This is a genomic window from Bacillus sp. JJ675 (assembly GCF_036963165.1).
Classification (GTDB): domain Bacteria; phylum Bacillota; class Bacilli; order Bacillales; family Bacillaceae; genus Bacillus; species Bacillus glycinifermentans.
This window is the reverse complement of record NZ_JBALMR010000062.1, coordinates 1-22,784: the sequence shown is the minus strand read 5'-3', so window position 1 is coordinate 22,784 and position 22,784 is coordinate 1. Positions and strand designations below refer to the sequence as shown.

Here is a 22,784-nt window from a genome sequence, read left to right as displayed (position 1 = left end):
TCATTTCTTTTTCGGGCGGTTTTGAGCGAGAATGAAGATCGGTTCAAGCTTTCCATCTTCATATAAAAACGAAAGCGCCGTAATCGGGACCGTTCCGCTCGCAAAAAAGCTCATCGATATTTGCCCGAGAATATCATACCCTGCCTGATTGCGAATGTCAGCAATGATCAATACATCCTGATGCGGAATGGAGACCGCCAGCGCTCCTTCAGCTTTTTGTTCATACGCGGCAAGGATCGATTCGTTCAACACGCGGCTTGCATCATAGCCGTCGTTTGCTCTGAAAAAGTAAAAGCGGTTGTCGGCTACAACGTCTTCCTTGACAACGGTTTTGAGCGAGCGAAGATTGAAAGAAGACGTTTCCCTGATCCGCTCTTTTGTCCAGCCTTCTTTTTCAAGCATTTTCTCGTCAATCAGCCGGTACGTATTGCCAAGATCCAGCGCGTAGTAGATTCTCGTCTCAGCGGTATGATCGTCGAATATAAGCGGAATCCCGGCACTCGACTTTTCAGGAAATGACGTCGAACGGATGACGGGGTAAATCAGGCTTTCCCGCCCCTCCATTTCTTGGGCCTGGCCCTTCATTGCCTTCAGCGCTTCCTCGGTATAATAGACGACTTCATCGATGGCCTCGTCTTTTTTTTGCTCCCATTTGGCGATGATGCCGGGAAGCTCGAGGGTAATGCCTTTTTTAGTGGCTTTATCTTCAATTCTCAGCGTATCTTTTTCTCTGTCAAAATAAAAGGTCCAGCTTTCATTTTGCAATCGTTTTTTTAAGATATCGGAAAGTTTCCTTGACGTCATTTTCATAGAGGGAACTTCCTTTCTGCTACTTTTTCAGGGAATCGGTCAAAAATTGTTCAATTTCCTCTTTCGTTTTCCGGTCTTTGCTGACAAAGCGGCTGATTTCTGTTCCGTTTTTGAATACGAGAAAGCTCGGGATTCCGAAAATATCCCACTCGGCGCATGTATCGATAAATTTGTCGCGGTCTACATAGTAGAATGTGTATTCGGGATAATTCGCTTCAAGCTCGGGTAAAAACGGTTCGACAAACCGGCAGTCCGGGCACCAGTCAGCTGAAAACATCAGCAGGGACAAGTCATCATTGACGGCTTTTTGCAGCTCTTCATTAGATTCGATTTTTTTCATGATCAACGCCTCCAGTGTATTGTTCTTATCATCCATTCGGATCATACCAGACAACGGGTTCTATCGCCAGATTTTTGCCGGCACCGGTCCAAGGATGACTGTTCTTTTATGTATCATACCCCTTTTCTGCGGGGAAAATCTGATATGACGCCTGCTTGAAACCTTCTTCATATCATTAGCACAATTTTTTTGCTTTATCAACCCATTCTCGTTTAACATGAAAGCTGAACGGGTAAAAATATCCGATAAGGCGTACAAAGCTTAAAACAAGGAAGGAGGAAATCCTGTATGGAATTTACCATTTATCTTGCCGGGGAAATACATAGCAACTGGCGCGAGGAAGTAAAGGAAAAGGCGAAATCGCTGAAACTGCCTGTCACATTTGTCGGACCGATGGAACATCACGACCGGTCAGACAACATCGGAGAAGAAATTTTAGGCAAGCAGACCGACCCGGTCGCTAAAGACGATGCGGCTTCCGATTTAAACAATTTCAGAACATCGGTTTTAATGAACAAAGCGGATATTGTCATCGCCCTTTTCGGCGAAAAGTATAAGCAATGGAACACGGCCATGGATGCTTCCTACGCCATTGCAAAAGGAAAACCGCTGATCATCATCCGCCCCAAATCTCTGCATCATCCGCTGAAAGAGCTGTCAAACAAAGCCAATATCACCGTTGAAACCGTCAACCAGGCGATCAAATCGCTGTCATACGTGTTTGAAAGCGAATAAAAACCTGTGCTTACGGCACAGGTTTCATCATTTTAGTCGGCTTGCAAAATCGATTTGACCAAAGAGCTGTCACACGCTTTGACTAAACGAATGATCAATTCTTTTGCAGCCAGGTAATCGTCAACATGAATGATCGAGGCCGATGTGTGAATGTACCTTGAACAGATTCCGATGACGGCTGAAGGAATTCCTTCGTTTGAAATGTGGACGCGGCCTGCATCGGTGCCGCCTGCAGAGACGAAATATTGATACGGGATATCATTCGATTCGGCCGTATCCAGCACGAAGTTTCTCATTTCGCTGTGGGTTACCATGGAACGGTCGAAAATCCTCAGCAGCACGCCTTTGCCGAGCTGGCCGAATTCGTTTTTGTCCCCGCTGGAGTCGTTTGCCGGACTTGCATCAAGCGCGAAAAACAAATCGGGCTGAATCATGTTTGCCGCAGTCTGGGCGCCTCGCGTGCCGACTTCTTCCTGAACGGTCGCTCCTGAATACAGCGTATTCGGGAGCTCCGTCCCGTGGAGCTCTTTCAGCAATTCGATGCTCAGCCCGCAGCCATAGCGATTATCCCACGCTTTCGCCAATATTTTCTTCTCATTCGCCATCGGGGTGAACGGACAGATCGGGACGATTTGCTGTCCCGGCTTGACACCGATCTTTTCGGCATCTTCGCGGTCATCCGCACCGATGTCGATCAGCATGTTTTTAATATCCATCGGACGCTTCCGCTGTTCATCTGTTAAAAGGTGCGGCGGAGTGCTGGCGATAACACCCGGAATCGGTCCGTTTTCCGTATGAATTTCAACGCGCTGTGCCAAAAGAACCTGGCTCCACCATCCCCCGAGCGTTTGAAACCGGAGCATTCCGTTGTCCGTAATGGATGTGACCATAAATCCCACTTCATCCATATGACCCGCGACCATGATTTTCGGGCTTCCCTCGCGCCCCTTTTTCATGCCAAACACGCTTCCGAGCCTGTCTTGAATGACCTTGTCGGCGTATTTTTGCAGCTCTTTTTTCATAAAAGCCCGGACGTGATGTTCATTGCCGGGAGCGCCGGGAAGTTCGGTCAGCGTTTGAAAAAGCTTTCTCGTTTCCTGATTCATCAGTTTCCCTCATTTCGTATGTATCTCAAACACATTTTACAGCAAGTATACAATATGTTTCCACAGCAGACCCCATCCTTAACAGAGAAGGACATGTTCTGTATAATGGAAAAAAGAAGCCTTGGAGGTGCTATGATTATGAAATTGCGCCATTTTCTCATCGGAGCCGGGATCGGCATCGCCGCAGCCATCGCTGTCAAACGATATGTCATGACCCCTTATATTTCCTCGGAAAAAGCGCTGCGGATCGTCAAATCGGCTTTTAAGCAGAGGGGACCGATCGACGGGTCCTGGATATATACCGTCCCAGAGCCTTATACCGTCAACGGCGAAACCGTCATCGTCTATAAAACAGGGATCACCAGATCATGTTTAGGAGAGCTTGAACAATATGAGGTCATGGTTGACGCAAAAACAGGAATGATCGTTGATGTCATTGAGACAGCGGCGTAATGAAAAAAAGATGCGGCCATCTGGATGGGCCGCATCTTTGCTATATGGCGCGAATCGGCCGATAAACCGGATGCCACATCGCGTCCTGCACCGCCTGGATGATATCCTGAGGCTGTGATCCGGCAACCCCGTCCTGGATGGCCGCTTTTATAACAGCCACAGCGACGGTCGCCGACACCGTCCGCAAATCTTCCACCTGAGGCAGCAGGGCCGCTCCCGGCTTGCCGACATCAACCATATTGGCAATCGCTTCGGCGCTTGCAAAGAACATGTTATCGGTGATGAGTTTTGCCTTTGAGACGAGCGTTCCGAGTCCGAGGCCCGGGAACACAAAAGCGTTGTTCGCCTGGCCGATGATGTATTCCGTGCCGTTATACTGCACGGGGTCAAATGGACTTCCAGTAGCGACGAGCGCGCGCCCTTCCGTCCATGCAATTAAATCCTCCGGCTTCGCCTCTGATAAAGGCGTAGGATTTGACATCGGGAATATCGCCGGGCGTTCGGTATGAGACGCCATTTCTTTTACGATTTTTTCAGTGAATGCGCCTGAGACGGTCGATGTTCCGATTAAAATCGTCGGCTGGACTTTCCTGACGACCTCTTCCAAATCAATCGTTTGTCCGGGACCGTTCCGCTCAAAATCCTTCACTTCGTCGGCCGGTCTAGCATATGGCTTTTGCATTTCCTGCAAATCGTTCATATCATCCGTCAGCAGTCCGTTCCGGTCGATGCACCAGAAACGGCGGTACGCTTCCTCTTCCGACATTCCCTGTTTGATGAACGCGGACCGGATCTGTTCGGCGTTGCCGATACCCGCGGTACCTGCTCCAAATATCACAATTTTATGGTCTTTCAGCGGAATTTTTGAGATTTTCACGGCCGCCAGCACGGCGGCAAGCGTGACCGCTCCGGTTCCTTGAATATCGTCGTTAAAGGTGCATATTTTATCTTTGTATTTTTTCAAAATCCGGCGGGCATTTTGCGTGCCGAAATCCTCCCAGTGCAGCAAGACGCCCGGAAAGGTCTTTGTCGCAATCTCAACATACTGCTCGATAAATGATTCATAACGGTCCCCCCTGATGCGCGAATGCTGGTTTCCGACATAGAGCGGATCGTTTAAGAGCCTCTCCTGGTTTGTACCAGCGTCAATCACGACAGGAAGCACCCTGTTCGGGTCAATTCCGGCTGCAGCCGTATAGACGGCAAGCTTTCCGATGGAGATGGCGATCCCTCCGACTCCCCAGTCCCCGATGCCGAGAATCCCTTCGGCGTCAGTAGCCACGATCAAGTCGATCCGATCCTTCTCAGCCGCCAGGTTTTCAAAAGCCGTTTTCATCCCGGCCGGGTCATCGACGGACAAAAACAGGCCGCGCGGCTTTCTGTACTCATGGCTGTACTGCTGGATCGCCGTACCGACGGTCGGGGTATAAACGATCGGCAGCATCTCTGTCATATGATCATTCAGAAGCCTGTAAAAGAGTACTTCATTCCGGTCATGCAGTGCAGTCAAATACACGTTTTTGCTTAAATCGTCAGGCTGTGAACGAAACTGCTTGTAAGCCCGCTTCGCCTGCTCCTCCAACGTCAGCACCTTCGGCGGAAGAAGCCCCGTTAAGCCCAGGGCTTTCCTTTCCTCAAGCGGAAATGCCACCCCTTTATTCAGCATGGGAGTCGAAAGCACTTCAAATCCCCTTAATTTGGTTTCAATGACATGCTCGTTCAGATCTTTGTAGCTCACCCGTAGCCTTCCTTTCACATGTTAATTACCTATAGGATGGATAACATTCGGGTAAACCATTCACAAAAATGGGAGAACTACCGTTTTTGCCTTTTCACTGAAACTTTGATATCGCCGTTTTCATCCCATTTCAATGCTCTGTAGGATGCATCATGGTAAAAAATGTACCATGCGTCTTTTTCGGCAGCGGCAGCCTGCCATTTTTGTTTTTCCGCAATCGATGTCATCGGATAATCGTCATAAGCGAGGACCCATAACGGGTTCCGGTGGGCATGCGTCGGCATGATGTCCGCCATGTGAAGCGCCGTCTCGCCGGAATCATCGAGAACGATCACAGAGTGGCCGTCGCTATGCCCGCCTGTATGATGCATCGTGATGCCGGGCAATACGTCAAGCTTTTGCTCAAAAGTTTTTACTTGCTGCTGAACCGGTTCCCAGTTCTCTTTCCAATATGTATTTCTTGAGCGGATGTTCGGGTTTTTCATCTCTTCCCACTCGATCAAGGACGTATAAATGGCGGCATTCGGAAAAACGGAGACAAGCTCATCCCCTTCATACCGCGTCAAGCCGCAGGCATGGTCGAAATGAAGGTGGGTCATCAGCACCCCGTCAATATCTTCCGTTGAGAGGCCGAGCGCCTGTAGCGACTCATCAAGCGAAGATTCTTCCGTGACCCCGAAGTTTCTTTTTTGTTTGTCCGAGAGCTTCCCGCGCCCGATTCCCGAATCGATCAGCAGATTGGTTCCGTCCTTTTGGACAAGAATCGGATCTGTCCTCAATTCGATCTGATTTTTTTCATTTGCATGATATTTTTTTGACCATAGCGGCTTTGGTACCACGCCGAACATGGCGCCGCCGTCCATATGCGTTACGCCGCCGTTCAGCCAGGTCAGCTTGATGCCGCCGATGTGCAAAGTTTCCATTATGATCCCTCCCACCTTATCGTAGCAAAAAAATCCGGCCAATTTAACGCAAAAAAAAACAGACCTTTAGATCGTCTGTTTTTTCATGTTCTCCACTCGGCTTCAACCCTGTATATCGGCTGGCCTTTGGCAGCAAATTTTTCTTCATATTCCGTCATGACGTTCCCTTCAAAATCGCTTTGATGCAAATCAAGGCTGACGAACGTCAAAACGAGTCCGTATTCGGAAAAGCTCGTCAGGGAATATTCAAATAATCCGCGATTATCTGTTTTAAAGTGAATCGCACCTTTTCCCCCCAAGACGTGCTCGTATTTTTTTATGAAAGCATGGTTTGTCAGACGGCGTTTTTCATGGCGTTTTTTAGGCCACGGATCGGAAAAATTCAAATACACCCGCTCAATTTCCCCTTCCGCAAATACTTCGGAAAGATCGTTTGCATTGATGTTTAAAAGCTTTACGTTCGGCGCCCCCGTCTGCTTTACCTTATCGACCGCCGTTACGATGACGCTTTTAAACAGTTCGATGCCGATATAGTTTACATCCGGATGCTTGAGCGCCATTCCTGAAATAAATTGGCCCTTTCCGGTTCCTACTTCGATGTGAATCGGGTTGTCATTTCCAAAAACGGAATGCCATTTCCCTTTATACTGGGACGGGTCGCTGATGACAATATCGGAGTTTTCAGCCAAATAATCGTCCGCCCAAGGCTTGTGACGCATTCGCATGTACTTTACACCTCTATCTGTTATATCGTCTAACAACATACCACGAAATCAACCGCCCCGCAAGACCTCTTGGAGAGACGCGAAAGACCCGGGGCTTTCGACCCCGGGTCTTTCATGTATAAAAATATGCGTTCTGAACAATTTAATCCATATATTCAAATGAAGGGAAGTGCTTTTATCATGGGATTAAATCAAGAAAATCAAATTCGTCTCTTACAGGACATCCTCTCCGATCATCAGGCGGACTGCACGGGCACCGTCGCCGAATGCGAACAGATGGAACGGATTATTAAGTCGCTGATGGCCAATGCACATGTTGATGCAAACCTTAAAGGCATCCTTGAAGACATTTACCTGTACAGCCAGAGAGGGAAGTCGACTTCTTCGATCAACGACCATATCTCAGAGCATCAGGACCGTCTCTCGCAATGGGTCAGAGAAATAGGCTCGTTTTCATGAAGTGCGGAGGAGACGCTCCAGGAGCACGTGCAGCTGTTCAAGCCCCTGGTTAAAGCCCTCTTGATTTCTTTTCGCCTTTTGCCTGAGCGTTGTCATCGCTGTTTCTGCCAATACGTACCAGGCCATCCTCAGCTTAAGATTGTCCGTTAGAGAAGTGCCGTAACGCTCGAGCCAGCTTTCCCATTCCTTCTCCTCAACGTAGTGGTACAGAAGGGGCCCGAGATCTATGGCAGGATCTGCAATCATAGGACCGTCCCAATCGATTAAATAAAGCTGGTTCTGATCTGTAAGAAGCCAATTATTATGATTAATATCGCAGTGGCAGACGACTTTTTCACCTGACTGAACGTCTTCAAGATGGTGTTCAAGGTAAAAGAGCGCCTGATCCAGCTGCGGAATCGGATATTGCCGGGCTTGGATAAATTGCTTTAATTGCGTGATCACGGAGCTTGGCTGAAAAGGGTGCTTGCCGAGTCTTTTCAGCATATCCAACAGCTCTTTGGAGGTGTGGATTTTCCGAAGCATCTCAGCCACCGCCTGGCTGTTCATGTCCTTCGGTTTCAGCTCTCTGCCGCTGAGCCAGTGCTGCGCCGTAATCACGTCCCCGTTTTCCATTCGTTTCGTCCAAACAAGCTTAGGAACAATTCCTTCCGCGGACAGGACAGCCAAAAAAGGGGAGCTGTTCCGCTTTAAAAAAAGCTGCTGCCCATTATGTTCTGCATAATATGCGTCTCCTGTAGCTCCTCCTGCGGGGGAAATCTCCCATTCGCTACCTAGTAATTGTCCCAACCAGTTCATATCGATTTTCAACCCATCATTTCATAAAAGTTTTTAAAAGCATTTGCCTTCCTTGGCCGGAAAACAAGATGCTGTATTGATCGTCTCTCTATTAAAATAAAAAGACGGCTATTGAGAGTCATCTGTGCTAAACAATAGCCGTCTTATAAATTTTAGCGCTATACGCCAAACTTCGTCAAGCAAAACTAGAAATTCCCTTCGGCTCGCAAAGAACATGCGTGCCGATGCCGCTTCAGCTGAAGCTTGCCGTTTGCCCAAAGCGTTTTATCGAAAATTTGAAAAGGGCCGCAATATGCCAAATAGCGCTTCATATCAGGGAGCTTCAATCGCATCCCAAGTCTCCCTTTCATTCGGATGGTTTATGCTTTTAAGCGGAGCGATTCCTTCCCGGTCTTTACAAAAACAGGCGCTGAACCGATGATCTCCCCGTCCGCCTGGAACAGAACCCGTTCGTTCGTATGAAAATAAATATCTTTCGTCTTAAACGACGTGACCCCGGCTTTACCGATATGTTTGCCGAAAGACATCGCAAATAACAGCGCCGCTTTTTTTAGCACCGGCCGGTCTTCGATGATCGTCACATCTAAAAGCTCTTCGCGCGGATTTGCATCCGGCGCGATCTTCATTCCTCCGCCATAGTACGGATGATTTGAAATCGCCGCAAACCAAACTTTTTTAAACGTCCGCTTTTCGTCTTCGCTTTCAAAAGAAAGGACAAACGGTTTAAACGTAAAGGCGGCTGCCAAAAACAAAAACGGCTGAATCAGATGATTCAATCTGAAAACGGCCGTCCACTTTGGCATGTCAGACATTTTTTTGGCGGCCACGGCGTCAAACCCGATGCTGAGGTGATTGGCAAAATAAAGCTCGTTTGCACTGTCCTTTGTGAGAAAGCTTCCGAGTGCATACGTCCTGGTCAGTGATTTTCCGGCTTTTTTCAGCTCTTTGATGACATCCGATTTTTTAATGGAGAAGCCTCTTTTAAAATCGTTTGCCGAGCCTGCCGGGATAACGCTAAGCTGAATGTCCTGGAGGCTGGTTAATCCGTTTAGGACTTCATGGATAGTGCCGTCTCCGCCAATGATAAGCAGGCGCTTCAGCCGGTCGTCCTGGATCGTCGATATTTGCCTTGCCAGCACTTCGGCATGCCCCGGGTGCTGGGTGATGAACGAGCGGTGCGAAACGTTTGCTTTTTGCAGCTCTTTTTGCAGTGACTTCCATACTCTGAGAGCCGACGATCTTCCTGCTTTTGGGTTAATGATGATATACCATTCACTCATGATTCAATTCTCCATTTTATGTTATGAAAAAGCCGGATAACGTTCAGACGGTTAATCGAGCCATTCCTTTCTGCGCTTTGAATCGGAAACGCCGTGTGCCAACAAAATTTTCGCGGCTTTCAGCTGCCGGTTTTTAATTGGAGCGATGTTTTTTTGCTGTCTCGAGATCCAGTTGCGCCATTCCCTCCGGTCATAAATGTCGATTCCGTACGGAGGTTCGGGGTAATCGATATACGAAGTCCTGCTGAAGATCGCTTTGCGGATCGGCAGGTCAATGTCTGCCCCCTTCAAAAGCCCCGAAAGGACAGAACCGGTTCTGATAAGTTCAGTTGACGGATTTAAAACAGATGTTTCTCTGCCTCGTACGGTTTTTTCCTTCCAAAAACGATTTTTGGAGCCGCTAAAGGTGCTTTCCTTATCACCTTCGAGAAAAACCATGCAATAGATTTCAAGCGGCGTTAACAGGATGATGCTTAATTCGACCGTCGCCTGATTCACTTGCAAAACAGGCTTGTACATCAGAAAATACGAATCCGGAAGCTGCTGGGCCAAAATTTGCAGAATTTTATCGTTATGTATTTCCCGGGAAAGGCTGGATATGTCAGAAATCGTCGAGCTTGCCCATTTTAATTGAAATTGATAAAGGTATTCTTTAAAAAATGGAGCAAGCTCTTTTTTGCCTGCGGGGATTTTTGCGATAAAACTTCCGTCCATTTCGGCTTCCAAACCGTTAAACCATTGATCATCGACTTCTCTTCCACTATTCATATCGGATACTTCTTTTTTTCTTTTTAATGAAAATTTTTTCTTCTTCGTGCCGCCCGTTTCTTCCCCGGCGGCTGCGGCGATCTGAAAACGGCCCGCTTCCTTCTCTTCCGCGATGGCCGTCATTGACTGCCATCGCTGTTTTTTTAAACGGATGAACTGATTCATATAATGATAAGGGTCTTGCTCATATCTTGAAATGCAATCCTGTATTTTAATAATCTGTGCCATCGTTGTTTCAACTCCGAATCTTACATTTCTGCTGCTTGATCCTGTGTGCCGAAAGGAAAAACAGCTTTATGCTCGTATTTTGGAACCTTGTCCAGATGCGTCTGAAAAACGGTGAGATTGCGTGCTGTGAACGATACTTCACCATCGAGCGGGTCTAAGCGCCCGTTAAATGGATCGGCCCCGTTCCATTTTCTCGCAACCGTCATATGGGGACGAAAAGGCCGCTTTTCAATCTCAAAGCCCGCGGCGGCGGCGGCCTGCTTGACCCGCTCCCTTAATTCAAAAAGAGCGGCGGAATATTCGGGTTCAACATAGAGAATCCTCGGCTCAGACGGCTTGCCGAACGTCCCTGTTTTTCTGAGACGAAGTTCAAAGGAAGCCGTGTCAGAAGCGATCAGACTTAAGCCTTCCTCAAGGTCCGAAAGCTGCTCACTGTCAGCCGGTCCAAGAAATACGAGCGTAAAGTGATAGTCCAAAGCATGGACCCATTTATGAAAAGCTAATTCCGGGCGGCTGCTGATTGAATGATAAAGCGGCTCCGCAAGCTCGGCCGGGAAAGGAATTCCAATAAAAAAATGCGGTTTCACAGACATATTCATGCCATCCTTCCATCGATCTTCTTACCATTTTAACAAAAAACACAGGGACTTATAACCTCTCTATTTTTCACTTTTACGGGGTTGTGATAGGATATTGAAAAAACATGTTTTCTTAGAAAGGGTGTACACGTGTGAGAGCCGTTCACAATATAGCAGAATTAATCGGAGATACGCCCCTCGTCAAATTGAACCGGGTTCAGCCGAAGGATGCGGCACAGGTTTACGTAAAACTCGAATATTTCAACCCGAGCAGAAGCGTGAAAGACAGAGCGGCATATCAAATGATCATAGACGCTGAAGAAAAGGGCCTTCTTAAGCCTGGGGCTACAATCATCGAGCCGACAAGCGGAAACACTGGAATCGGACTCGCCATGAATGCCGCCGCAAGAGGGTATCAGGCGATTCTCGTCATGCCTGATACGATGACGAAAGAACGGATCAACCTTTTAAAAGCATACGGGGCAGAAGTCGTTCTTACACCGGGGGATGAACGAATGCCGGGAAGCATCAAAAAAGCGCGGGAGCTTGCAGAACAAATTCCGGGAAGCTTCATCCCGATGCAGTTTGATAATGAAGCGAACCCCGAAGCCCACCGAAAAACAACCGCCTTGGAAATTGCCCGGGCAATAGAACAAATCGGCAAACCGCTTGCCGCGTTTGTGGCGACTGCGGGAACGGGCGGCACGATTACCGGTACGGGTGAAAAGCTGAAGGAGCTGTTTCCGAAAATAACGGTCCATGTAGCGGAACCTGCGGGGTCGCCCGTATTGTCCGGAGGCAAGCCCGGAAAACATAAACTCGTCGGGACAAGCCCCGGTTTTATCCCGAATATTTTAAACGAAAACGTCTATGATGAAATTTTGAAAATAAAAGACGAGGAAGCGTACGAGATGACGCGCAGACTGGCCCGGGAAGAAGGCATTCTTGTCGGCCCTTCCTCAGGTGCGGCGTGCTTTGCCGCGATTGAAACGGCTAAAAAACTTCCGGCCGATCAAATCGTCGTCTGTATGACCGCCGATACCGGAGAACGCTATCTATCAAGCGATTTATTTCAACAGTAAAGAAAAACACTTGATTTCGAAGTGCGAAATCAAGTGTTTTTTATTGAAACAGACTCTATACATGCATCCCTGTCCTTGCATCATTTTCATCTGTTATATATTCAACATGCCCAAAACCGCAAGCTTTTGCATTTCTGTACAACAAGCCAATCTGCTTTTGGTCTTTGCAATAGATGGATGCATAACAGGAATCCGCTATGAGAACAACCAGCCGGCAATCGCTTTTGATGAACTCTCCATATGTCTCAATTTGCTCGGGATGCTGATTCTTCGGGAATGCTTTCATATCTGCAAAAATTGTATAAGACGTGTTTGCCAAGCGTGTTTGCAGCGCTTCGCCTTCCACGACGTTTTGATCACCTGGAAAAAGCTCCTCATCTGTCAGCCGTTCGTGTTGAACGATATACCATTCGCAGCCATCAAGCAGCCAATCGTAATCGGAAATTCGAATCGGTTTTAGCACATCGGAAAGAAAGCATCCGCTGCGGTTGGGAATTTCAAACGAAACGCCTCTTCTCATTTCGTATCACTTCGCAAGTTCGTATATAGCCTGCGCATACAAAGATGCCGCCCGCAAGAGGTCGTCAATTTCCATATATTCGTCTTTCTGATGGGCAACGTCGGGGCGCCCGAGGAAGAGCGGACCGAACGCCACCCCCGCTTGCAGCGACCTCGCGTATGTCGCGCCTCCGATCGAAATCAATTCCGCTTGTTCCCCCGTCTGTTCTTCATATACCCGCTGCAGCGTTTTAATCAGTTCATGGTCTTTTGGAACATGATGCGGCTTGCTGTCTTTAAAACTTACAAGCTTTCCGCCTTGTAAACGTTCGAGCGCTTCTTTAACCGGAACGCTCGTTTCTGTCACCGGATAGCGGATGTTGATGCCGACTGTACTTTCTTTTTCTTTCTCGTAAGCTATCCGACCGACGTTTAAGGTCAGGTCGCCGCTGATCTCATCGCTTACGGCGATCCCGAGCTTTCTCCCTCTCGTGTCACCGCTAAAGGCATCTGACACCGCTTTTACAAAATGGCGGCCTGCTGAATCAAGCGCTTGCGTATGTAAAAACTCTGCCAGGATCAGCCCCGCATTGATGCCGTTGTCAGGCTCCATGGCGTGTGCCGATTTTCCGAAAACGTTTATCCTGCAACTGTCTCCGTTTTTCGAGATTCGGCCCTCGGCCCGCTTTTCTTTTACAAAATCGGCAAATGCTCGTTCAACATCCGGTGTAACCGTTCCGGAAAGGACAGCTTCGGCTTCGTCAGGAACCATATTGAAACGGCGCCCGGCCCGGAGCGATTCCAAAACCAATCCCCCGCCGCTTTCGCTATTTGGGCAATCCAAGTGCAAAACTGCGTCAATCAGCCCCTTTTCCGCGTAAATAATCGGAAAGTCGGCATCAGGGGCGAATCCGGCTGAAGGCATTTCTTCATGTTTAAAATAATGCTCCACACACCGCCAATCGCTTTCTTCATCTGTTCCAATGATCAGCCTGATCCGCTTTGACAACGGAAGATTCAGCTCTTTCACGATTTTCAGGGCGTGAAATGCGGCCATTGTCGGCCCCTTATCATCGAGCGCGCCTCTCGCATAAATGCGGCCGTCTCTGATGTCGGCGGCAAACGGATCGCTTGTCCATCCGTCTCCGGGCGGGACGACGTCAATATGGCAGAGGATGCCGATAATCTCTTCGCCTTCTCCCCATTCGATATGGCCCGCATAGCCATCGAGGTTTTTCACCGTAAAGCCGTTTGTCTCCCCTTTTTTCAGCAAAGCCGTCAGACATTTGTGAATCCCTTCTCCAAAAGGCTTGCCAGGCCCGGCGGTCTTCTCATCGAGAACGCTGTTTATTTTTAAGAAATCCTGTATATCCTGAACAATGTCGTCCTTTCTCTTTTCCACTTCCAGTTCCCAGTTCATCGTTTTCATCCTTTCCTTTTATCAGATTCCCGAAAAACGACTTGCAAAAATACCTGTTAACGAATATTATAGATATTGTTTCGTTATAATGTTCGTTATTGGAGGAATTATGTTTAACATAAAAGAAAACAAAACAACAGTTAAAAAAGAAATTCTTGCAGGAATCACAACCTTCTTTACGATGGTTTACATTGTCGTCGTCAATCCGGGCATTCTTTCTGGCACCGGCATTCCCTTTGACCAGGTGTTTACCGCTACGATCATCGCCGCTGTCGTCGGAACGCTCTGGATGGCGCTTGCGGCCAACTTCCCGATCGCGATTGCGCCGGGAATGGGGCTTAATGCGTATTTTGCAGTTTCCGTCGTCGGTTCATCAAACGGCGAAGTTTCGTATCATACGGCATTCAGCGCCGTATTCGCGGCCGGGATTCTCTTTATTATCTTATCCTTAACACCGCTCAGAAAACAACTGATCGAAGCAATTCCCGCCAATTTAAAACACGGGATTACCGCCGGGATCGGATTGTTTATCGCATTTGTCGGACTAAGGGGAGCCGGAATCATTACGGCCAATGAAGCCAATTTGATCGGTCTCGGCAACCTGCGCTCGCCGGAAGTCGTACTGACCTTGATCGGGCTTACCTTTTCCGTCGTTCTGATGATCATGAATGTAAACGGCGCTCTGTTTTTCGGGATGCTTTTCACCGGCCTGATCGCCTTTTTCACCGGTCAGCTCCATTTTGACCAAGGCGTTTTATCCATGCCTCATCTGCCTGAAAAGCTGATCATCGCGAATCCTTTGACGGCCTTTTCTGACGTCATCCATTACGGGCTCTATTCGGTCGTTTTCTCTTTTCTGCTCGTCACGATTTTCGATACGACAGGCACGATGATCGGCGTCGCCGAACAGGCGGGACTCATGAAAAACAACAAGCTTCCGAACGCGAGAAAGGCGCTTCTCGCCGATTCGACGGCCACGACGATCGGCGCCATGTTCGGGACGAGCCCGACAACCGCCTATATTGAGTCATCGGCCGGGGTGGCAGCCGGAGGAAGAACCGGGCTGACATCGTTGACAGTCGCCGTTCTTTTTGGCGCCGCGCTGTTTTTCGGTCCGCTTGTCAGCGCCGTTTCCGGCATTTCGGCGATAACGTCTCCAGCCTTGATCATTGTGGGAAGCATGATGATCGGAGCCGTCGCCGACATCCGCTGGAAAGAGCTCGACGAGGCGTTCCCGGCTTTTCTCGTCATCCTTGCCATGCCTTTAACATCAAGCATCGCAACAGGGATTTCTCTAGGATTTATTTCATATCCGATCGTGAAAGCCGCGAAAGGAAAATGGCGGGAGATTCATCCGCTCGTCCTGATCTTCGCGATTCTGTTTTTCATCCACCTGTTCTTTTTGCAGGGCCATTAATATAGAAAAAGAGGCTTAGGCAGCAGCCAGCCTCTTGATTTCATGCGTTTTTGCTTTCGATTTTCATTTTTTCATAATTTTGGTTCCGGCTTTTTTCTGGATATTTCTTTGGCACATCGTGTATAATATTTATTGATTATTTTTACGAGTTGTTTGTTAATCGTCCATGCTGCATTTTGGAGTCGTAAGTTGTGGTAGTCAAGTCCATTCGATCATATGATAGGGAGTGGTTGTTTGAAACCTTCAACAAACCGAATGCTAACCAGGATTAAGTCAGTCTACATGTTCATTCAAGAAAAGGGACTCGTTACAACCCAGGAACTGGTTGATGAATTTGGCACTACACCGAGAACAATCCAGCGTGATCTGAATGTGTTGGCATACAACGATTTGGTTCGCAGCCCAAGCAGAGGCAAATGGGAAACAACAAGAAAAAAAGTGAGAATATCTTCATAGAATTGTTCCAAAAAAACGCAACACACAATTGATATAAATAAGACTCACCTTGCTTTGCGAGTTTTTGAAACTGCTTCTAACAAGACACTCAAAGTTTTGAGTGTCTTTTATTTTTTTAGGGCCGCAAGCTCCGATTCCGTCAGCTCTCTGTACTCCCCAGGCAAAAGGTCTGGGTCGAGCGCCACATCTCCCATCTTCAGCCGTTTTAAGTAGGTCACTTCATTGCCGACGGCTTTCAGCATCCGTTTCACCTGATGGAATTTCCCTTCCGTGATCGTCAACAGGAGCTTGTGCCTGCCGTTTTCATTTTCCAGAATCACCGCTTTCGCCGGCTTTGTGACATACCCGTCCCCAATGTCGACCCCTCTTTCGAGCCTGGCAGCGCTAGCCTCTGTGACCGGCTTCTCGGCATGCACCTCATACGTTTTAGGGACATGCTTTTTCGGCGACAAAAGCCGGTGTGCGAGCCCGCCGTCGTTTGTCAGTAGAAGCAGGCCTTCGGTATCTTTGTCAAGCCTTCCGACCGGAAACGGCGCAAAGTGCAAAAACTCCGGTTCGAGCAAATCGATAACCGTCTCCTCGCGGCTGTCTTCTGTTGCCGACACTACCCCCTGCGGCTTGTTCATCATCAAATAAACAAACTCCCGGTAATGGACGGGCTCGCCGTATACGGTGACTTCGTCATGATTCGGATCAATCTGTTCTTTCGCATCCTTGACGATTCTGTCTTTTACGCGAACCGCTCCGTTCTTCAGCATTTTTTTTACGTCTTTTCTCGATCCATAGCCGCTGTTCGCCAGAAGCTTATCCAATCTCATAAGGTGATTCCTCCTTAATATAAATAAAAGGCTTTGTTCATTATGCTATTGCGGCTTCAAAAAAACAACCGGACATATTAATCTGGCTGTTTGATCAATTATTCAGGCTGCGTCCCTGCTCCGCGGCTGCCCGCTCCGTTCTTCAAGAAAATAGAGCCGGAGTGTCCCGGACCAGCTTAATGTGCCGATGTCCTTCATTTTCTTGCATGACGAATGTGTGGTACGTGTTACACTCGGCGTCAGATTGACCAGGTGGCACCATACCCGCAATAGCCCGCAAGATCGCAATATCTTCAGCAAGGAATATTACATTTTGACTTTGCCTGCAAAGCGTGCTGTACGGCGGTGCATGAAGTCGGTTCTAGATGTGCGAATAGATCAGCCATTCCGCGAGCTTTTTGAATGTTCCAAGCCTCCAATAAGTCCTCATCCTTCATGATGTTTCCGCACTCCTTTGCCCGCCGTTTTTTGCGAATAATTGCGGACATGCACCTAAGCTTGACCGGAATGGTCTATTGTGTGCATGTTACATATTCCTGAGGCCATGTCCAATATCCTTCTCCGGGTTCCATTGTTGATCATTGAAAATATTATCCACAACGGCTTTATGCTCTCTTTTCAAAACAAAGGAACAATCTTCTCAAAAATAAAAGAAAAGCCCGCTTATGAGGCCTTTCTTTTGAAAAAGCGGCTAAACCGCTGACCGAATATTTTTTCTAACAGTTTTAGACGGTGAGCCAAATACAGATAGACGATACCGCCGATTGCCGATGTAATGGCGATGATAACAGCTGAGCGGATCTGTCCGCCCTCATATGAAATAAATAAACCGAGGACCGCTTTGGCGATTAATACGACGGCTCCCATTACAGCGGTCAGGATCGCCATCAGCAAAAACCTTTTAAGCAGTTTTTTATAAGCGTAGCCGGCATGCCGTCTGATCATGATGAAGCCATACAATAAAGATGCCGAATATCCGAGCGCTGTCGCCAAAATCGATCCTTCTCCCTGAAAGAGCTTGATCAAAGGCACGTTCAGCACGACTTTGATGATGACCCCAACCAGAAGGCTGACAACGGCGAATTTTTGCTTGTTAATCCCCTGCAAAATAGCGGCGTTAACCGTAAATAAAGAAAATAAAAGCGCAACCGGCGAATACCAGAATAAGATGTCTTGTCCGACATCGGGAAGCAGGCTTTCCGATCCGTAGAAAAACGTGTAGAACGGTCCGGCGAGAAGCGACATTCCGACGGAAGCCGGAAGCACGATAAACAAAATAATCTGCATCGCCTGGTCAATCTGCTTGTTTAAAGCCGGAAAGTCACGGTTGGTGAAGTTTTCCGTAATAACCGGGATCAATGTCAGCCCGAAAGCCGTCGCAAGAGAAACCGGAATCATCACAAGCTTAGGAACGTAAAGCGTGACGATCGCCAGCAGATCCTGGCTGATGCTTTGATACCCCGCTTCAATCATCGCTTTATTAAACGTATTTGTATCAATGTACTGATAAAGCGGGATCGCCAGCCCGACAAAAACGTACGGAGCGGCATAACTGAACAGTTCCTTAAACATCTGCCTGTACGTAATATTTGACGGCGGAACAAGGTTCGGCTTCATCGATATAAGGTACCCTTTTCTTTTCTGCCAGGAAAAATAAAGGGTGAAAAGCCCCGCAAACGCACCGATCAATGCAGCGAACGTCGCATAGCCTACGGCTACTACAAGTCCGCCGTTCAGCACTTTCATGACCAAATACGTCGCAGTGAGGAGAAAAACGATTCTGGCAAGCTGTTCAACAACCTGTGAAACGGCTGTCGGCCCCATCATCTGGTGGCCTTGGAAAAATCCCCTCACAAGGGCCAATACCGGCACAACCAATAAAGCCAAGCTGACCATGCGAATGACATAAACGACGTGTTCGATCGTCAGACCGTTATTTTCCGTCCCGCCGAGCGCTGTTTCTGCAAAAAACGGAGCGGTTACATAAAGAAGGGAAAAAGCGATGATTCCCGTGACGAGCATCATCGACATTCCGGCGCGCAGCATCCTTCTCGTCGTTTCATAATCACCGATCGAATTATATTTTGAAACAAACTTGGACACGGCCGCCGGAAAGCCCATCGTGGCAATGCTCAAAAAAATCGTATATTGATTATAACCGTACTGGAACAGGGCACCTCCGGTGGCACCGACCATGGCTCCAAACGGAATTAAATAAATCATTCCGAGGATCCTCGAAATATAGGTACCAAGCGTTAATATAAACGTGCCTCTTAACAGTTTGCTTGACATGTTCCCAATCACCATTTTTCTAAAATAGATTCAACTTTTCTATTTTAACACACAGGTGCTTCACCTAGGTAATAATAACTGGGCTAAATTTTAACAGATCTTTTTTAAAGGCGTCATTCTTTCGTTATAATAATAGGATGGAGCGCGGATTCGCTTCGCGCGGCCTTACACTGCAGGAAAGTTGAGGAAATGTTATGAAGCATTATGATGTAATCGTCATCGGCGGAGGGCCTTCCGGGCTGATGGCCGCCATCGCGGCCGGTGAGCGGGGCCTGAACGTGCTGCTCATCGATAAAGGAAACAAGCTCGGCCGCAAGCTCGCCATCTCGGGAGGAGGCCGCTGCAATGTCACGAACCGCCTTCCGATTGATGAAATCATCAAACATATCCCCGGAAACGGCCGCTTTCTATACAGCGCTTTTTCCGAGTTTAACAATGAAGACATCATCGCGTTTTTTGAACGTCTCGGCGTGAAGCTCAAAGAAGAAGACCACGGGCGGATGTTTCCCGTTTCCGATAAAGCGCAAAGCGTTGTGGACGCTCTGTTGAGAAGACTTGAACAGCTGCATGTCAACATTCGTACGAACGAAAAGGTGGCATCCGTGTTATACGACGATCAGAAGGCATACGGCATCGTAACGAACAACGGCGAAAAGATTCTGACCGGGGCGGTCGTCGTGGCGGTCGGCGGCAAAAGCGTCCCGCATACCGGCTCAACGGGAGACGGCTATGAATGGGCCGAAAATGCCGGGCATACGATTACCGAGCTTTTCCCGACAGAGGTTCCCGTCACTTCGGACGAACCGTTCATTAAACAAAAAACATTGCAAGGCCTGTCATTGAGAAATGTCGCGCTAAGCGTGTTAAACAAAAAAGGCAAACCCGTCATCACCCATCAGATGGATATGATTTTCACGCATTTCGGCCTTTCCGGCCCGGCTGTCCTCAGGTGCAGCCAATTTGTCGTAAAAGAGCTGAAAAAACAGGAGCATGTAAGGATGAATATCGATTTGTTCCCAGACCTCCACGAAGAACAGCTGTTTCAGCGAATGCAGAAAGAGCTGAAAGAGTCGCTGAAAAAGTCCGTTAAAAACGTGCTCAAGTCCTGGATGCAGGAACGGTATCTCCTGTTTCTGTTCGAACGGAGCGGGATCGATCCCTCCGAAACCTTTTCCACCCTTTCCAAAGACCGTTTCAGGGCGTTCGTAAAAGACTGCAAGGAGTTTTCCGTCATGGTGAACGGCACGCTTTCGCTTGAAAAAGCCTTTGTGACCGGAGGCGGTGTTTCGATAAAAGAAATCGATCCGAAAAAAATGGCGTCCAAAAAAAAGGACGGATTATATTTTTGCGGGGAAATTCTCGATATCCACGGGTACACCGGCGGGTACAACATTACATCGGCCCTTGTCACCGGACGGCTTGCCGGTTTAAACGCAGCGAAGTTTTCTGCGTCACTCCCCAAAAAATAAAAACAAGGCAAGTTCTTTGTATAAAATGAAGGGAACCCTCAATATATTAGGGTTCCCTTTTCTTATTAAACGTAACTTAATATATGGAAAAAGACAAATGATGCATAACGCTTTGTTTTAAATGGTTATATTGTTTTTCATTGGTATCTGAAAATGCTTCGCTTCTATTAGAAGGAATGTCCATATACAGAATGTCTTCTTTAAATTGAGAAACCGTAAAATCATATCTTTTGCCATTGATAAAATTATAAAAATGCCATCCATCAGGCAGTTTTGTTTTCCTTACTTCTCCACCTAATATATCATTTACTACTAGTGCAGTTACGCCGCATTGTCCATTTGCAGGGTTATCATGGCTCCATTTTGAACTTGAGTCTATAGACCAGGATTTAGACAATGCCTTCATTATTTGTTCGATTTGCAAGAGGTAATGATCTTCCATAAAAAATCCTCCTTTTCATTAGCTTATTTCAATTTTAATTAAAGTAACCCTGCATTGTTAGTTGAACAAGGACTGCATATTGAATTTTGACAAGCGTAAACTTATTATAAGCATCGGTCATTTCAAATATAAAGGAAGATTCCTTTATTTTGTGTGTTGTGCTTTCTTCACTGCGACGATCTACAAATAAGGACCAAGCAAGGTAATGAAGGCATAATGAGACGTATGGACAACGGCAGCCGGCACCTCGCCTGCTGTTTTTTTGTTCTACCGCCCGAAGCAGATGCCTCTCGATTGTTCATGATGAACAACCTCTCCTCCCTCATAATGATCATTCCTCACAAAATAACATTGACTTTCCACATAAATATGTTTAATATAAACATATAAGTTGTTCATATCTAACAAAAGGTGAGGAAAATGCAACCGAATGAACGCAGAAATGTGATTTTGGAACAATTGAATAAGCACCAAAAAATCGATATTGAAGCATTGGCGGCAGAATTGAATGTTTCCGCCATGACGATCCGGCGCGATTTGGCGTATCTGGAGCAGAAGGAACAGGTCATCCGCACGCATGGCGGCGCTGTTCTCAATAAGCCGCTTGTCGTGGAATCTTCCTTTCTGACAAAGGAAGGAAAACATGCAGCAGAGAAGAAGCGCATCGCCCAAAAAGCGGCAGAGCTCGTGAAAGAAAATTACACCATCCTGCTTGACTCTGGAACGACTACACTCGAGATCGCCAAGCTGCTGAAGCACAAAAGCAAATTGACGGTCGTGACAAATGACATCAAGATTGCAGCAGAGCTGATGGACAGCGAAGTCAAGCTGATTCTCACAGGCGGGGAGGTGCAGAACAATATCGGCGCACTTTTCGGTCCGCTGACGGAACAGACGTTGCGCAATATACACGTTGATTTGTGCTTCCTCGGAGCGCACGCCGTCGACCTGCATGCCGGGGTCACAGTACCGACATTCGAAAAGGCATCAATTAAGAAGCTCATGATCGAATCCGCTCGGGCAACCTGGCTTGTCGCTGATGCCAGCAAGCTCGATCAAAAAGCACTTGTTAAGGTGTGCGGCTTGAAGGAATTATCCGGCATCATTTCAGATTCCGGCATTGTCGATTATCATCCTCATGAATTGCGGGAGCTTTTAGATGTCATAGCAGCGGAGGAGGAATCCGAATGAAAATAGGCGTTATCGCAGATGATCTCACCGGAGGCAATGGCACAGGCGTCAAGCTGACAAAGCTTGGCTACACCGTGGCGACGATGGTCTTTTACGAAAATTTGCCGTCATCGGAAGAGATCAACGGTGTGATTATCGATACCGACAGCCGCTATGCGAAAGAAGAAGTCGCACATCGCCGGGTGAAAACGGCGGCAGCGAACCTGAAAAAGTGGAAAACGGATATCGTCTGCAAGCGCATCGACAGCACGGTGCGCGGCAACATCGGAACAGAGCTGGATACCCTTCTTCATGAATTGGGCGAAGAGTCCATCGCGGTCGTCGTTCCGGCATATCCAGACTCAGGCCGCATCGTATCAGGCGGCTATCTGCTGATCCACGGCGTACCCGTCCAGCTGTCTGATGTCGGAAAGGATCCTGTCAAGCCTGTTACAGAATCTCATATCCCGAAGCTTGTACAAAAGCAAAGCGACCATCAGGTTGCAGGCATCGGTTTAGAGACCATCCTCGCCGGCAAGGAAGCGATCGAAGCGGACATGCTCGAGAAAATCCAAAAAGGCGCCCGAATCCTCGTTCCTGATGCCATCACGAATGAGAACATTGAATCAATCGCATGTGCTATGGCGGAGCTGGATATGTATCAGATGGTCCCCGCCGATCCCGGGCCGCTGACTTCCGCGTACGCCCGAGCGTTCAGCAGAAAGCGGATGAAGGACAAGAAAATCATCATCACCGTCGGCAGCGTCACATCCAACAGC

At 47.8% G+C, this 22,784-nt stretch carries 25 protein-coding genes; 9 read left to right on the top strand and 16 right to left on the bottom strand.

Annotation, left to right across the window (positions count from 1 at the left end; genetic code table 11):
• Positions 1-810 (bottom strand): DUF1444 domain-containing protein, encoded by an 810-nt coding sequence (locus V7126_RS16265; protein WP_046129281.1) that lies wholly within the window; start codon positions 808-810, stop codon positions 1-3.
• Positions 811-829: 19 nt separating this feature from the next.
• Positions 830-1,186 (bottom strand): thioredoxin family protein, encoded by a 357-nt coding sequence (locus V7126_RS16260; RefSeq protein ID WP_082094025.1) that lies wholly within the window; start codon positions 1,184-1,186, stop codon positions 830-832.
• Positions 1,187-1,438: 252 nt separating this feature from the next.
• On the opposite strand from V7126_RS16260, the gene V7126_RS16255 reads away from it, so the two are divergent.
• Positions 1,439-1,885: a YtoQ family protein gene (locus V7126_RS16255; RefSeq protein WP_046129283.1), complete on the top strand. Its 447-nt coding sequence runs from the start codon at positions 1,439-1,441 to the stop codon at positions 1,883-1,885.
• A gap of 32 nt (positions 1,886-1,917) precedes the next feature.
• Here the strand turns inward: V7126_RS16255 and V7126_RS16250 are convergent, their stop codons facing one another.
• Positions 1,918-2,991, bottom strand: a complete 1,074-nt coding sequence (locus V7126_RS16250; protein ID WP_046129284.1) for a M42 family metallopeptidase — start codon at positions 2,989-2,991, stop codon at positions 1,918-1,920.
• Positions 2,992-3,129: 138 nt separating this feature from the next.
• Between V7126_RS16250 and V7126_RS16245 the strand changes: the two genes are divergently transcribed.
• Entirely contained in the window at positions 3,130-3,444 is a 315-nt protein-coding gene (locus V7126_RS16245; protein ID WP_046129285.1) for a PepSY domain-containing protein, read from the top strand.
• Positions 3,445-3,484: 40 nt separating this feature from the next.
• Here V7126_RS16245 and V7126_RS16240 read toward each other — a convergent pair whose 3' ends face one another.
• From V7126_RS16240 to trmB, 3 genes are all read right to left on the bottom strand, one after another.
• Positions 3,485-5,182: an NAD-dependent malic enzyme gene (locus V7126_RS16240; RefSeq protein WP_173427485.1), complete on the bottom strand. Its 1,698-nt coding sequence runs from the start codon at positions 5,180-5,182 to the stop codon at positions 3,485-3,487.
• 77 nt (positions 5,183-5,259) lie between these two features.
• The gene (locus V7126_RS16235; RefSeq protein ID WP_046129287.1) at positions 5,260-6,105 is read right to left on the bottom strand and encodes a YtnP family quorum-quenching lactonase; all 846 of its coding nucleotides are present in this window, start codon (positions 6,103-6,105) and stop codon (positions 5,260-5,262) included.
• A gap of 83 nt (positions 6,106-6,188) precedes the next feature.
• Entirely contained in the window at positions 6,189-6,830 is a 642-nt protein-coding gene (trmB, locus tag V7126_RS16230) for a tRNA (guanosine(46)-N7)-methyltransferase TrmB (RefSeq protein WP_046129288.1), read from the bottom strand.
• Positions 6,831-7,010: 180 nt separating this feature from the next.
• Between trmB and V7126_RS16225 the strand changes: the two genes are divergently transcribed.
• Positions 7,011-7,289, top strand: a complete 279-nt coding sequence (locus V7126_RS16225) for a YtzH-like family protein (protein WP_046129289.1) — start codon at positions 7,011-7,013, stop codon at positions 7,287-7,289.
• Here the strand turns inward: V7126_RS16225 and V7126_RS16220 are convergent.
• The 5 genes from V7126_RS16220 to thpR form a co-directional block, all read right to left on the bottom strand.
• Positions 7,284-8,087 carry a phosphotransferase family protein gene (locus tag V7126_RS16220; protein ID WP_046129290.1) on the bottom strand — a complete coding sequence of 268 codons (804 nt, stop codon included), beginning with the start codon at positions 8,085-8,087 and terminating at the stop codon, positions 7,284-7,286. The genes V7126_RS16225 and V7126_RS16220 overlap by 6 nt on opposite strands.
• Before the next feature lie 185 nt (positions 8,088-8,272).
• Positions 8,273-8,419, bottom strand: a complete 147-nt coding sequence (locus V7126_RS16215; protein WP_157759344.1) for a hypothetical protein — start codon at positions 8,417-8,419, stop codon at positions 8,273-8,275.
• 27 nt (positions 8,420-8,446) lie between these two features.
• Entirely contained in the window at positions 8,447-9,367 is a 921-nt protein-coding gene (locus tag V7126_RS16210; RefSeq protein WP_046129291.1) for a YegS/Rv2252/BmrU family lipid kinase, read from the bottom strand.
• 51 nt (positions 9,368-9,418) lie between these two features.
• Positions 9,419-10,363, bottom strand: coding sequence for a hypothetical protein (locus V7126_RS16205; RefSeq protein WP_046129292.1), 945 nt, complete (start codon positions 10,361-10,363; stop codon positions 9,419-9,421).
• Positions 10,364-10,383: 20 nt separating this feature from the next.
• Positions 10,384-10,956 (bottom strand): RNA 2',3'-cyclic phosphodiesterase, encoded by a 573-nt coding sequence (thpR, locus tag V7126_RS16200; RefSeq protein WP_046129293.1) that lies wholly within the window; start codon positions 10,954-10,956, stop codon positions 10,384-10,386.
• Between the two features lie 137 nt (positions 10,957-11,093).
• Here thpR and cysK point away from each other — a divergent pair, with 137 nt between their 5' ends.
• The gene (cysK, locus tag V7126_RS16195; protein WP_046129294.1) at positions 11,094-12,023 is read left to right on the top strand and encodes a cysteine synthase A; all 930 of its coding nucleotides are present in this window, start codon (positions 11,094-11,096) and stop codon (positions 12,021-12,023) included.
• 55 nt (positions 12,024-12,078) lie between these two features.
• Here the strand turns inward: cysK and V7126_RS16190 are convergent, their stop codons facing one another.
• Both V7126_RS16190 and pepV read right to left on the bottom strand, forming a co-directional pair.
• Positions 12,079-12,543 (bottom strand): DUF2691 family protein, encoded by a 465-nt coding sequence (locus V7126_RS16190; RefSeq protein ID WP_046129295.1) that lies wholly within the window; start codon positions 12,541-12,543, stop codon positions 12,079-12,081.
• A gap of 6 nt (positions 12,544-12,549) precedes the next feature.
• A complete protein-coding gene (pepV, locus tag V7126_RS16185; RefSeq protein ID WP_335497714.1) occupies positions 12,550-13,941 on the bottom strand; it encodes a dipeptidase PepV in 1,392 nt (463 codons plus the stop codon).
• 109 nt (positions 13,942-14,050) lie between these two features.
• Here pepV and V7126_RS16180 point away from each other — a divergent pair, with 109 nt between their 5' ends.
• Entirely contained in the window at positions 14,051-15,358 is a 1,308-nt protein-coding gene (locus V7126_RS16180) for an NCS2 family permease (protein WP_046129297.1), read from the top strand.
• A 234-nt stretch (positions 15,359-15,592) separates the two neighbouring features.
• The gene (locus tag V7126_RS16175) at positions 15,593-15,814 is read left to right on the top strand and encodes a DeoR family transcriptional regulator (RefSeq protein WP_006636141.1); all 222 of its coding nucleotides are present in this window, start codon (positions 15,593-15,595) and stop codon (positions 15,812-15,814) included.
• A gap of 107 nt (positions 15,815-15,921) precedes the next feature.
• Here V7126_RS16175 and V7126_RS16170 read toward each other — a convergent pair whose 3' ends face one another.
• Together V7126_RS16170 and V7126_RS16165 are read right to left on the bottom strand one after the other, a co-directional pair.
• A complete protein-coding gene (locus V7126_RS16170) occupies positions 15,922-16,632 on the bottom strand; it encodes a pseudouridine synthase (RefSeq protein WP_046129298.1) in 711 nt (236 codons plus the stop codon).
• A 663-nt stretch (positions 16,633-17,295) separates the two neighbouring features.
• Positions 17,296-18,924, bottom strand: a complete 1,629-nt coding sequence (locus V7126_RS16165) for a putative polysaccharide biosynthesis protein (RefSeq protein ID WP_335497713.1) — start codon at positions 18,922-18,924, stop codon at positions 17,296-17,298.
• A gap of 194 nt (positions 18,925-19,118) precedes the next feature.
• On the opposite strand from V7126_RS16165, the gene V7126_RS16160 reads away from it, so the two are divergent.
• Positions 19,119-20,393 carry an NAD(P)/FAD-dependent oxidoreductase gene (locus tag V7126_RS16160; protein WP_335497712.1) on the top strand — a complete coding sequence of 425 codons (1,275 nt, stop codon included), beginning with the start codon at positions 19,119-19,121 and terminating at the stop codon, positions 20,391-20,393.
• A gap of 76 nt (positions 20,394-20,469) precedes the next feature.
• On the opposite strand, the gene V7126_RS16155 is transcribed toward V7126_RS16160, so the two are convergent.
• Positions 20,470-20,835: a YunG family protein gene (locus V7126_RS16155; RefSeq protein WP_046129302.1), complete on the bottom strand. Its 366-nt coding sequence runs from the start codon at positions 20,833-20,835 to the stop codon at positions 20,470-20,472.
• A 420-nt stretch (positions 20,836-21,255) separates the two neighbouring features.
• On the opposite strand from V7126_RS16155, the gene V7126_RS16150 reads away from it, so the two are divergent.
• Entirely contained in the window at positions 21,256-22,026 is a 771-nt protein-coding gene (locus V7126_RS16150) for a DeoR/GlpR family DNA-binding transcription regulator (RefSeq protein WP_335497711.1), read from the top strand.
• Positions 22,023-22,784: four-carbon acid sugar kinase family protein (locus V7126_RS16145; RefSeq protein ID WP_335497710.1), on the top strand; the 762-nt coding region annotated here is incomplete at its 3' end. The genes V7126_RS16150 and V7126_RS16145, both read left to right, overlap by 4 nt.

What these genes read in the sequence shown, in the direction of transcription:
- V7126_RS16215 (WP_157759344.1), bottom strand. Translation starts at nt 8,419, where the DNA reads ATGCGATTGAAGCTCCCTGATATGAAGCGCTATTTGGCATATTGCGGC.
- V7126_RS16235 (WP_046129287.1), bottom strand. Translation starts at nt 6,105, where the DNA reads ATGGAAACTTTGCACATCGGCGGCATCAAGCTGACCTGGCTGAACGGC.
- V7126_RS16205 (WP_046129292.1), bottom strand. Translation starts at nt 10,363, where the DNA reads ATGGCACAGATTATTAAAATACAGGATTGCATTTCAAGATATGAGCAA.
- V7126_RS16170 (WP_046129298.1), bottom strand. Translation starts at nt 16,632, where the DNA reads ATGAGATTGGATAAGCTTCTGGCGAACAGCGGCTATGGATCGAGAAAA.
- V7126_RS16160 (WP_335497712.1), top strand. Translation starts at nt 19,119, where the DNA reads ATGAAGCATTATGATGTAATCGTCATCGGCGGAGGGCCTTCCGGGCTG.
- V7126_RS16255 (WP_046129283.1), top strand. Translation starts at nt 1,439, where the DNA reads ATGGAATTTACCATTTATCTTGCCGGGGAAATACATAGCAACTGGCGC.
- V7126_RS16220 (WP_046129290.1), bottom strand. Translation starts at nt 8,087, where the DNA reads ATGAACTGGTTGGGACAATTACTAGGTAGCGAATGGGAGATTTCCCCC.
- thpR (WP_046129293.1), bottom strand. Translation starts at nt 10,956, where the DNA reads ATGTCTGTGAAACCGCATTTTTTTATTGGAATTCCTTTCCCGGCCGAG.
- V7126_RS16260 (WP_082094025.1), bottom strand. Translation starts at nt 1,186, where the DNA reads ATGGATGATAAGAACAATACACTGGAGGCGTTGATCATGAAAAAAATC.
- V7126_RS16210 (WP_046129291.1), bottom strand. Translation starts at nt 9,367, where the DNA reads ATGAGTGAATGGTATATCATCATTAACCCAAAAGCAGGAAGATCGTCG.
- V7126_RS16225 (WP_046129289.1), top strand. Translation starts at nt 7,011, where the DNA reads ATGGGATTAAATCAAGAAAATCAAATTCGTCTCTTACAGGACATCCTC.
- V7126_RS16245 (WP_046129285.1), top strand. Translation starts at nt 3,130, where the DNA reads ATGAAATTGCGCCATTTTCTCATCGGAGCCGGGATCGGCATCGCCGCA.
- trmB (WP_046129288.1), bottom strand. Translation starts at nt 6,830, where the DNA reads ATGCGAATGCGTCACAAGCCTTGGGCGGACGATTATTTGGCTGAAAAC.
- V7126_RS16265 (WP_046129281.1), bottom strand. Translation starts at nt 810, where the DNA reads ATGAAAATGACGTCAAGGAAACTTTCCGATATCTTAAAAAAACGATTG.
- V7126_RS16155 (WP_046129302.1), bottom strand. Translation starts at nt 20,835, where the DNA reads ATGGAAGATCATTACCTCTTGCAAATCGAACAAATAATGAAGGCATTG.
- V7126_RS16190 (WP_046129295.1), bottom strand. Translation starts at nt 12,543, where the DNA reads ATGAGAAGAGGCGTTTCGTTTGAAATTCCCAACCGCAGCGGATGCTTT.
- V7126_RS16180 (WP_046129297.1), top strand. Translation starts at nt 14,051, where the DNA reads ATGTTTAACATAAAAGAAAACAAAACAACAGTTAAAAAAGAAATTCTT.
- V7126_RS16165 (WP_335497713.1), bottom strand. Translation starts at nt 18,924, where the DNA reads ATGTCAAGCAAACTGTTAAGAGGCACGTTTATATTAACGCTTGGTACC.
- V7126_RS16250 (WP_046129284.1), bottom strand. Translation starts at nt 2,991, where the DNA reads ATGAATCAGGAAACGAGAAAGCTTTTTCAAACGCTGACCGAACTTCCC.
- pepV (WP_335497714.1), bottom strand. Translation starts at nt 13,941, where the DNA reads ATGAACTGGGAACTGGAAGTGGAAAAGAGAAAGGACGACATTGTTCAG.
- V7126_RS16150 (WP_335497711.1), top strand. Translation starts at nt 21,256, where the DNA reads ATGCAACCGAATGAACGCAGAAATGTGATTTTGGAACAATTGAATAAG.